Below are 9,361 nucleotides of genomic sequence, written 5' to 3'. Positions count from 1 at the left end.
TTTGGCGCGGCCTTGTGTCGCGATGGGCTGCAAAGCAGCCCCGACTGACTCAAAGGCGATTTTTCCACCTGCATCCCACCGATTGATCTACCTATTTTTCTGCACTCATTTCTCACCACAGAGACCCACAAATGAGTGTTTTCACCGCCTACTTCTGCGGTACCGGTTCCCACCGCTTCGACGACGCCAACCCCAACTTCTGGAATGGCGAGCTGGTCTCGACCCTGGCCAGCAATGACCAGGGCCGCGAGTTTGCACACTGGATAGCCGTTGACGGCCCCGGCAGCGGCAACCTTCAGGACGACAACCTTTTCGTCGAGCCTGGCGGTTACTTCAACTGGACCGGCCAGTTGTTCGGTCGCGGCTGGGAAGAGAACGTCAACCATGTGCTGCAGGTGATAAAAGGCGAGAGCAGCTGGCAGCGCACCAAATTGAGCGAAGAAGAATACGAGCGACTGAAGAGCGCCGGCGTACCTATTCCGGATGCGTCCTCCACGGCTTCGTGGTTCTGGCGCACCTATGACTACGGTGACAGACACCCGACTCCACAGGAGCTGCAGGAGCGCATCATCAAGCTGTTCCGCAAGTCGCGCTTGCCGACCCAGGTGAATCTGGTGGGCTGGAGCAGGGGAGGGATCAGCTGCCACATGCTGGCCAACGCAATGGTGCAGGACCCAGTATTGCGCCGGATACCGGTGAACATCTTTGCCATCGACCCGGTGCCAGGGATCGGCAATGTGCAAGCCGAGCGCGTGACATTGGCTGATAACGTCAAGGAGTATGTCGGCTTCTATTCGCGGGACGAGCGCTCCAAAGGTTTTGCCTGCGTGATTCCTTCCGTCGCGAAGGCGACGCGAATCTGCGTCTACCCGATGCCAGGCCGGCATGCCACGCTGGTGGGCAATGCCTCGGCGGATGGTGCGGGCAAGGGCAAGGTGCTGGCAGAGCCGGGACTGATCGTCCGACATTTTGCCGAAGTCTGCCTGACCCGCTGGGGCGTGCAGCTAGACAAGCGGCTGACCTTGGGCGATAGCCAGTTGATGGAGTATCACCAGCTCATGGCGGCGGCTGACAAGCAGTATCAGGCCATGCGCAGTAAGTCCTACACCGTACTCACCGAAGGTGAAAAGAACGATCGGCTGGTGCATTGCGGCGAAGCGCGTACGTACTTCAGCAAGGTGCAGGGCGACGACTACGATCCGAGCGCCGGCCTGGCTTTACAGCGTTGGGATGCTGCGACTTACAAGTCCATCTGTTAGCACTTGCGGGCGGCCGGATCAGCGGCACATTTTTTTGTATTGCCCCTCTATCCAGCCGCCCCCTCTTGGATTGAAAATGGCGCCGCGGGCCAGCCCCGATAACAACAACCTTCCCTCCGTGCCATCATGTCCGAATACAACCCTTGCCTTGACTGCGGCGCCTGCTGCGGGTACTTCCGTGTGTCCTTTTTCTGGGGCGAATGCCAGTCTGCCGGGGGCCTAGTGCCGGATGACCTGGTGGTGCAGATCAACCCCACGCGCGTTGCCATGATCGGCACCGATGCCAAGCCTTGCCGCTGTGTCAGCCTGCAGGGCGAAATCGGCCGAGAGGTGGCTTGCACCATCTACGCCAACCGTTCCAGCCCCTGCCGCGAGTTCGAGGCGTCGTGGGTGGGTGGGGTGCATAACCCCAGCTGCGACGATGCACGTGCCGCGTATGGCCTGCCACCGCTGACCCCGCCGGGGGCCAACGAGCCGCATTGGCCGGATGATGGGGCTGAGGTGGCCTGAACGTATTTCGTTAGCCTCTACCGGCCCTTTCGCGGGTGAACCCGCTCCCACAGGGATCGCGCCGCGCTCAAGGCTGGTGCAATGCCTGTAGATGCCACTGGCACAACAATTCTCTCAAGGCTGGTGCAGTACCTGTGGGAGCGGGTTCACCCGCGAAAGGGCCATTAGCTGCAAGAAGATTGCGGACCTGAAACCAAATGCTTCTGGTTTCTTGGGATTGGGGGTTAACCTGCGAAATTGGCTAAGACACTGGTCAATGACAATGGTAGTGGGATTGAACCGCGGAGATTGAGTAATGGCCCGATCTGCCTGGCGGGCTGGCCAGTAGCGACTGACAGATGCATGCCGAAAGGTTTGTGGTGGTTGAGATCGGGCGCCGCGCGGGCGGCACTCGATTTCCGCACCACCACCCACCCCACATGAAGTTAAACTGTCATCTCCCCAGCAATGGACAGGAGATCCGGCGTGACCCCACCCCGCAGTTTCCCCAGTGACCTCTGCCTCGACAGCCCGCGTCTGCAATTGCGCCCCATGCGCCATGCCGATGCCGCGCAGTGGCTGGCTATCATGGCCGACCCCGAGGTCATGCGTTATTGGCACCATGCCCCCTGGCAAGACCTTGCCGAAGCCGAAAGCGCCCTGGCCGCCGACCGCGAAGCCTATGCCAATGGCGACCAGCTCAAGCTTGGCATGTACCGCCGTGACAACGGCGAACTGATCGGTATGGTCCAGCTGTTCAACATCGATGATGTATCCCGCCGTGGTGAAATCGGCTACTGCCTGGCCAGCGCGGTGCAGGGCAGAGGCTATATGGACGAAGCACTGACCTGCTTTATCGACTACCTCGCCCACACCCTGCACATGCGCCGCCTGGAAGGCGAGATCGATCCGCGTAACCAAGGTTCGGCACGTACTCTGGAGCGCCAGGGCTTCGTGCTGGAGGGCACATTGCGTGCGCGCTGGTGCGTTGCCGGCGAGTTGTCCGATTCAGGTATATATGGCCTTCTGCTAGAGCCCCCGGTTGCCTAGGAAGTAAATCTCTTGCCCGTTTTCTACCTGAGTTTCAGCTTGCTGCTGTACCTGCTCGCACTGTTCTTTGATGGCGCGCTAATGAGTGGCGACCGCCACATGCCCGCCCTGCAGATGCTGTTGTACGGGCCCTGGGGCATGCCCTTCGGTTTGTACCAGTGGTTTGCCAACCCGCTGCTGGCCCTGGCGGTCCTTGCCCATCGGCGCTTTCGCCGGATGGCATTGCTGGTCGGGCTTGTGGCTGTGTATCTGGCGGCCAGCAGCTTTGGAATTGACCGCCTGCCGGACAATCAGAGCTATGAGTTTCATGACCTGGCCGGTTTCGGTGCCGGTTTCTACCTGTGGCTGGCGGCGATGGTGGTGTTTTGCGTGGGCCAGGCCTGGCATTGCTGGAGGGCCCGCAGTACCGACGACATGCCGGGCTGGAGCTGGCTGGATGTGGTGTTGATCGCGGCGCTTGGCGTGGCGCTGTATGCGGCGACGCAGATGCCGTCGCTGCGCTTCGAGCCGGGCAAGGTGCTGATGCCGCCGGAACAGCCGCAGGCGCTGTGATACCCACAAGGAGGGGTTGATGACCAAGCATTACCTGACGGGCCTGGCATTGGCCTGTGTGCTGCCGCTGGCTTTGGCGGATGATTACACGCCGGGTTACGGGCAGTGCATGGACAAGGCGTCCAGCACCGTTGCCATGAGCGAGTGCATTCGGGCCGAGACGCAGTTGCAGGACCAGCGTTTGAACCGGGTGTACAAGCAATTGATGGGCAAGCTGGATGACGGGCAACAGAAGAGCCTGCGTGATGTACAGCGCAAGTGGCTTGCCTACCGCGATGGCAATTGCCGGTTCCATGTGCAGGCCAGTGGCGGGACCATGGCGCAGCTGGAAGGTGGGAGCTGTGTGATGGGCATGACCCGCGACCGGGCGGCGGAGCTGGAGCGGGTGCTCAGCCCTGGGCTGTGAGGTTTTCTGTACTGGCCCTATCGCCGGCAAGCCAGCTCCCAAAGGGAGCGCATACTCTGTCAGGCAGTGCAATAACTGTGGGAGCTGGCTTGTCGTGGCGACGAACCGCGGCGATGGGGCGCGAAGCGGCCCCCTTTTTACTTGGGTTCGCGCAACGCCCGGGCCCTGAGGTACTCGCGCACTTCCACCGCATCCCCGGCAAACTCGATACGCTCTGCCTTCGCTGCACGCTGGTAGGCATACATCGGGTCGTAATACTCGTTCAGCAACCCTTCGATCCAACCCCGGTGCAGGTCTACCGAGCCGTCTCGCTGTTGTTCTTCCAGGGCCTGGCGCAGGATTTCCGACAGCCGCTGATAGCGCTCTCCCCCCAAGCGCTTGTAGATGTTGGCCATGCTCTGCAGCATGCGTTCGGCAAACAGCCGGGGGCCCTCTTCTGCACCATGTACACTCACGAACTCGGCGCTGAGATTGATCACGTAGTCACGCAGAATGCGTTCCACCCTGTTGGCGAAGCTGTCCTCCAGCCACACCAGCGGATACTGCTGCATGCCCTGGTACAGCTCCAGCGGCACCGTGCAACTGCCCACAATGCGGCCTTCATCCTCCAGCACGAACTGCTCGATGCCACGGGCGCGCTTCTTCAGCACGTCGATGGCCAACCTGTTTTCGAAGTCGATCTGCGCCGGCTGCGCAGTGGCGCGTTTGCCGAAGCTGGAACCACGGTGGTTGGCATGGCCTTCCAGGTCGAGCACGTTATCCAGCTGGTGCAGCACGTCGGTCTTGCCGGTGCCGGTCAGGCCGCCTACCAACACGAAATCGCATTGCTCCACTGCCTGCTCGGTGGTCTCCAGGAGGAAGGTACGCATGGCCTTGTAGCCACCTTTGACGCGCGGGTACTGGATACCCGCCTCATCGCGCAACCAGCCCTGCACGATCTGCGATCGCAGGCCGCCACGGAAGCAGTACAGGTAGCCTTCCGGGTGAGCCTTGGCGAACGCTGCCCAGGCCTCCAGGCGTGCCTGCTTGGTGGCGCCGCTGACCAATTGGTGGCCCAGGGCGATAGCGGCGGCCTGGCCCTGCTGCTTGTAGCAGGTGCCGACCCTCTGCCGCTCCTGGTCATTCATCAGCGGCAGGTTGACGGCACCGGGGAAGGCGCCCTTGGCAAATTCGACAGGTGCACGCATGTCCATCATCGGCACATCGTCGAGGAACAACTGGCGGAAGTCGGTGCAGTCGGGGCGCATCAGATCACCTCGACCGCGTGGCTCTGTCGCTCGACCAGCTTGCCGATCGGTGCCAGCTGCAGGCCCAGTTCGGCGGCCACCGCCAGGAATTCGCCTTCACCTTCCGGGGTAACCGCCACCAGCAGGCCGCCGCTGGTCTGCGGGTCGCACAGCAGGTGCTTCTGGTCGTCGCTCAGGGCACCAATCTTGTGGCCGTAGCTGTCGAAGTTGCGCAGGGTACCGCCGGGGATGCAGCCCTCGGCCAGGTAGTGGTCGACGCTGGGCAGGCGCGGGACGGCTGCATAGTTCAGGTGAGCGGTAAGGCCACTGCCTTCGGCCAGTTCCACCAGGTGGCCCAACAGGCCGAAACCGGTGACGTCGGTCATGGCCTTGACCCCGTCAAGCTTGCCGAAGCGGCTGCCGGGGGTATTGAGGGTGCACATCCAGTCGCGGGCCAGGCCTTGGTCCTGGGGGCGCAGCTTGGCCTTTTTCTCGGCGGTGGTGAGGATGCCGATACCCAGTGGCTTGGTCAGGTACAGGCGGCAGCCTGCGCTGGCGGTGTCGTTGCGCTTTAGGTGGCGCTTGCTGACCACGCCGGTGACGGCCAGGCCGAAGATCGGCTCGGGGGCGTCGATGGAGTGGCCGCCGGCCAGCGGGATGCCGGCTTCGGCGCATACCGCGCGGCCACCGCGGATCACTTCGCGGGCCACTTCCGGGGGCAGCACGTTGACTGGCCAGCCGAGGATGGCAATGGCCATCAGCGGGTCGCCGCCCATGGCGTAGATGTCGCTGATGGCGTTGGTGGCGGCGATGCGGCCGAAGTCGTACGGGTCATCGACGATCGGCATGAAGAAGTCGGTGGTCGAGACCACGCCGCGCTCGTCATCCAGCGCGTACACGGCGGCGTCGTCGCGCGAGGCGTTGCCCACCCACAGTTTCGGGTCCAGGGCCTGGGTGCCGCTTTCAGCGAGGATCACATCCAGCACCTTGGGGGATATCTTGCAGCCACAGCCGGCACCATGGCTGTACTGGGTCAGGCGAATCGGCTCGCTCATGTGCACCTCAGGGGGTCAATTTGATGCGCGATTGTAGCAAAGCTGGCCTTTGCGCCTGCGGCTCTTATAATTCCCGTCGTCGGCGCATAGGCCGACCTTTCCCCGCTATTGAACCGGAGAACACACATGCTCAAACGCCCTCTGGCGCTCGCCGCCGGCCTCGTGCTGTCTTGCTGTGCCGCTGTTGCCCAGGCTGCCGACACCCTGCGGGTCAGCGCCATCCCTGACGAAGCACCGACGGAACTGCAGCGCAAGTTCAAGCCTTTGGGCGAGTACCTGGCCAAGCAGCTGGGCATGGAGGTGAAGTTCGTGCCCGTGGCCGATTACCCGGCGGTTGTCGAGTCGCTGGCTTCAAACCGCCTGGACCTGGCCTGGCTGGGGGGCTTCACCTTCGTACAGGTGCACCTGAAGGACCCTGCCGCCACGCCGCTGGTGCAGCGTGAACAGGATGCGCAGTTCACTTCCAAGTTCATTACCGCCAACCCCGATGTGAAGAGCCTGGCCGACCTCAAGGGCAAGTCGTTTGCCTTCGGTTCCATCTCGTCCACCTCGGGCAGCCTGATGCCGCGTTACTTCATGCTCAAGCAGGAAAACATCAAGCCTGAAGACTACTTCGGCCGCGTTGCCTACTCCGGCGCCCACGATGCCACCGTGGCCTGGGTACAGGCTGGCAAGGTCGATGGCGGCGTGCTCAACGCCAGCGTGTGGCAAAAACTGGTGGATGCGGGCAAGGTCGATACCGCCAAGGTGAAGGTGTTTGCCACCACCCCGACCTACTTCGACTACAACTGGACCGTGCGCGGCAACATGGACCCGGCGCTGAAAGAGAAGATCAAGAAAGCCTTCCTCGACCTTAACCCGGCCAACCCGGAGGACAAGGCGATCCTCGACCTGCAGGCGGCCAGCCGCTTCATCGAGACCAAACCTGAGAACTACGTGGGCACCGAGCAGGCTGCGCGCGAGGCCGGCCTGCTCAAGTGACATCGACAGTGGCTTCCAACGTGGCTATCCAACTGCACGGGGCCGGGCTGCGCCATGGCCAGGTGCGTGCGCTTGATGCCGTGAGCCTGTGCATCGGCCAGGGCGAGCGTGTTGCCATCATCGGGCCTTCGGGGGCGGGCAAGTCCAGCTTGCTGCACCTGATGGCGACCGCCATCCAACCCAGCAGCGGGCGCCTGGAACTGCTCGGCGAACAGCCCTGGGCGCTGTCCGCCAGAGCCCGCCAGCGTCTGCGTGCGCGGGTCGGCCTGGTGCACCAGGCACCACCCTTGCCACCGCGCCAGCGGGTAGTGACGGCGGTGCTGGCCGGCCGACTGGGGCAGTGGGGTGTGCTGCGCGGCCTGCTCAACCTGCTGTACCCCAGTGATGTGCCGGGGGCGCGCCAAGCGCTGGCCGAGCTGGGCTTGGCGGACAAGCTGTTCGTGCAGTGCGGGCAGTTGTCCGGCGGCCAGTTGCAGCGGGTGGGTATTGCCCGGGCGCTGTACCAGCGGCCGCAGGTATTGCTGACCGACGAGCCGGTGTCGGCCATGGACCCGGTGCTGGCTGACCACAGCCTGGCCTTGCTCAACCGCCATGCACAGGCCAATGGCGTGACCCTGGTGGCGAGCCTGCATGCCGTGGACCTGGCGCTGGCGCATTTCCCGCGGGTGATTGGTATCCGCGAAGGGCAGGTGGCGTTCGACTGCCCGGCACAAGCGGTGACCGAGCAGTTGCTGGATGCGCTGTACGCCAACGAACAACTGGCCTCACCGCCAAGCCAGGGGCCGACGTTGACCGTGCAGATTCCGCGATGCTGAAGCTTGATGCCCGCGACCCGGCGCTGCTGCCGCGGTTGCTGCTGGCCCTGCTGGCGGTGGCGGTGCTATGGCCTGGCATCCGCTTGAGCGAACTGAACCCCGGGGTACTGCTGCAGGAAGAGAACCGCCAGCAGATCGCCAGTTTCACCAGTGCCTTCTGGCCACCGGCACACGATGCCGGTTTCCTGTCGCTGCTGTATGAAGCCACCCTGCAGACCCTGGCCGTAGCCACGGCCGGCATGGCGCTGGCGTTGCTCCTGGCGGTCCCTGCCGGGTTGCTGGCCAGCCGCGCCCTGTCGCTGCGCGCCGCCTCCCGTGGGGGCCGGGCCGGCTTGTGGTCGCGTCTGCTGCGCCTGCCGGTGCGCTGGTTGCTGATATTCCTGCGCAGCGTGCCGGAAATCGTCTGGGCGTTGCTGTTCGTGCGGGCCGTGGGGCTGGGGCCGACGGCGGGCGTACTGGCCATTGCCATCACCTACAGTGGCATGCTCGGCAAGGTCTACGCCGAGATCTTCGAGTCGGTCGACCAGCGCCCGGCCCATGCCTTGCTGCAGGCGGGTAGTGGCCGCCTGGCTGCGTTTCTCTACGGCATATTGCCAAGTGCGGTGTCCGAAGTGGTGTCCTACACCGTGTACCGCTGGGAGTGCGCGGTACGTGCCTCGGTGGTAATGGGCTTTGTCGGTGCTGGCGGGCTGGGGCAGCAGATCGACCTGTCGATGCGAATGTTCGCTGGGGCGGAAGTGGCCAGCATGCTGCTGACATTCCTGGTCCTGGTGATGCTGGCAGACTTGCTCAGCCGCTTCCTGCGCTGGAGGCTGGCATGAACCGGGTCATCAATTTGCTGGTGCTAGGCGCCATCGTGGCTGCGGTGATGGCCTCGTTCGCATACCTGGAGCTGGACTTGCAGGCGCTGGTCGGCAACGGCGGGCTGGGGCAGATGGGCGAATATGCCGGGCGTTTCCTGCACCCGGACCTGTCTGCGGGGCAACTGCGCGCGGTTGCGCACGGGGCGCTGGAGACCTTGGCCATGTCGGGTCTTGGCACCTTGTTGGCCATGTTGCTGGGCATGCTGTTGGCGCTGCCGGCCGCTGGCCGGTTCGGTTGGCCGCTGCAGGCCTGTGCGCGGTTGTTGCTGAATGCCCTGCGGGCCATCCCGGAACTGGTGTGGGCCGCGCTGACGGTGCTGGCGGCCGGGCTTGGGCCGAATGCCGGTACCCTGGCCTTGGCGCTGCATACCGCTGGCGTGCTAGGGCGGCTGTTTGCCGAGGCGCTTGAGAATGCACCGCCGGAGCCGGCGGCGGCCATCCGCTTGCAGGGTGGTAGCCAGGTGGCGGCATTCTGCTTTGGCACTTTGCCCAATCTGTGGCCGCAGTTGCTGGCTTATAGCCTGTATCGGTGGGAGAACAATATCCGCATGGCCAGCGTGCTGGGGTTTGTCGGTGCGGGTGGGTTGGGGCAGATGCTGTACACCACCTTGAGCCTGTTCCAGGAGGCCCAAGCCAGTACCGTGATCATCGGGATGCTGGTACTG

11 protein-coding genes are annotated in these 9,361 nt (G+C 63.7%); 9 read left to right on the top strand and 2 right to left on the bottom strand.

All coding sequences use genetic code 11. The features are described 5' to 3' along the window. Nucleotides 1–131 precede the first annotated feature (131 nt). The 5 genes from ACK1U9_RS14680 (at nt 132) to ACK1U9_RS14660 (ending at nt 3,756) form a co-directional block, all read left to right on the top strand. On the top strand, nt 132–1,259 hold the full coding sequence (locus tag ACK1U9_RS14680; RefSeq protein ID WP_108480916.1) for a hypothetical protein: 1,128 nt from the start codon (nt 132–134) through the stop codon (nt 1,257–1,259). 126 nt (nt 1,260–1,385) lie between these two features. After that, complete coding sequence (locus ACK1U9_RS14675) at nt 1,386–1,769, top strand: YkgJ family cysteine cluster protein (protein WP_046616073.1); 384 nt, start codon at nt 1,386–1,388, stop codon at nt 1,767–1,769. 465 nt (nt 1,770–2,234) lie between these two features. Beyond that, entirely contained in the window at nt 2,235–2,798 is a 564-nt protein-coding gene (locus ACK1U9_RS14670) for a GNAT family N-acetyltransferase (RefSeq protein ID WP_012270565.1), read from the top strand. Between the two features lie 12 nt (nt 2,799–2,810). After that, nucleotides 2,811–3,350, top strand: a complete 540-nt coding sequence (locus ACK1U9_RS14665) for a hypothetical protein (protein WP_085600691.1) — start codon at nt 2,811–2,813, stop codon at nt 3,348–3,350. A 19-nt stretch (nt 3,351–3,369) separates the two neighbouring features. Next, nucleotides 3,370–3,756 (top strand): lysozyme inhibitor LprI family protein, encoded by a 387-nt coding sequence (locus ACK1U9_RS14660; RefSeq protein WP_085600689.1) that lies wholly within the window; start codon nt 3,370–3,372, stop codon nt 3,754–3,756. Between the two features lie 137 nt (nt 3,757–3,893). On the opposite strand, the gene mnmH is transcribed toward ACK1U9_RS14660, so the two are convergent. After that, nucleotides 3,894–5,003, bottom strand: coding sequence for a tRNA 2-selenouridine(34) synthase MnmH (gene mnmH, locus ACK1U9_RS14655; protein ID WP_108480918.1), 1,110 nt, complete (start codon nt 5,001–5,003; stop codon nt 3,894–3,896). Then, nucleotides 5,003–6,037, bottom strand: coding sequence for a selenide, water dikinase SelD (gene selD, locus ACK1U9_RS14650; RefSeq protein ID WP_108480919.1), 1,035 nt, complete (start codon nt 6,035–6,037; stop codon nt 5,003–5,005). The genes mnmH and selD overlap by 1 nt, the downstream gene beginning before the upstream one ends. 126 nt (nt 6,038–6,163) lie before the next feature. Here selD and ACK1U9_RS14645 point away from each other — a divergent pair, with 126 nt between their 5' ends. The 4 genes from ACK1U9_RS14645 to phnE all read left to right on the top strand — a co-directional run. Beyond that, nucleotides 6,164–7,018 carry a putative selenate ABC transporter substrate-binding protein gene (locus ACK1U9_RS14645; RefSeq protein ID WP_449109978.1) on the top strand — a complete coding sequence of 285 codons (855 nt, stop codon included), beginning with the start codon at nt 6,164–6,166 and terminating at the stop codon, nt 7,016–7,018. 20 nt (nt 7,019–7,038) lie between these two features. Then, nucleotides 7,039–7,833: a phosphonate ABC transporter ATP-binding protein gene (locus ACK1U9_RS14640; RefSeq protein ID WP_085600739.1), complete on the top strand. Its 795-nt coding sequence runs from the start codon at nt 7,039–7,041 to the stop codon at nt 7,831–7,833. After that, a complete protein-coding gene (locus ACK1U9_RS14635; protein WP_085600681.1) occupies nt 7,827–8,654 on the top strand; it encodes a PhnE/PtxC family ABC transporter permease in 828 nt (275 codons plus the stop codon). The genes ACK1U9_RS14640 and ACK1U9_RS14635 overlap by 7 nt, the downstream gene beginning before the upstream one ends. Beyond that, nucleotides 8,651–9,361: phosphonate ABC transporter, permease protein PhnE (phnE, locus tag ACK1U9_RS14630; RefSeq protein ID WP_449109977.1), on the top strand; the 711-nt coding region annotated here is incomplete at its 3' end. The genes ACK1U9_RS14635 and phnE, both read left to right, overlap by 4 nt.

The sequence above is a fragment of the Pseudomonas sp. XP1 genome (assembly GCF_053557675.1).
This window is presented reverse-complemented; position numbering and strand designations above follow the sequence as displayed.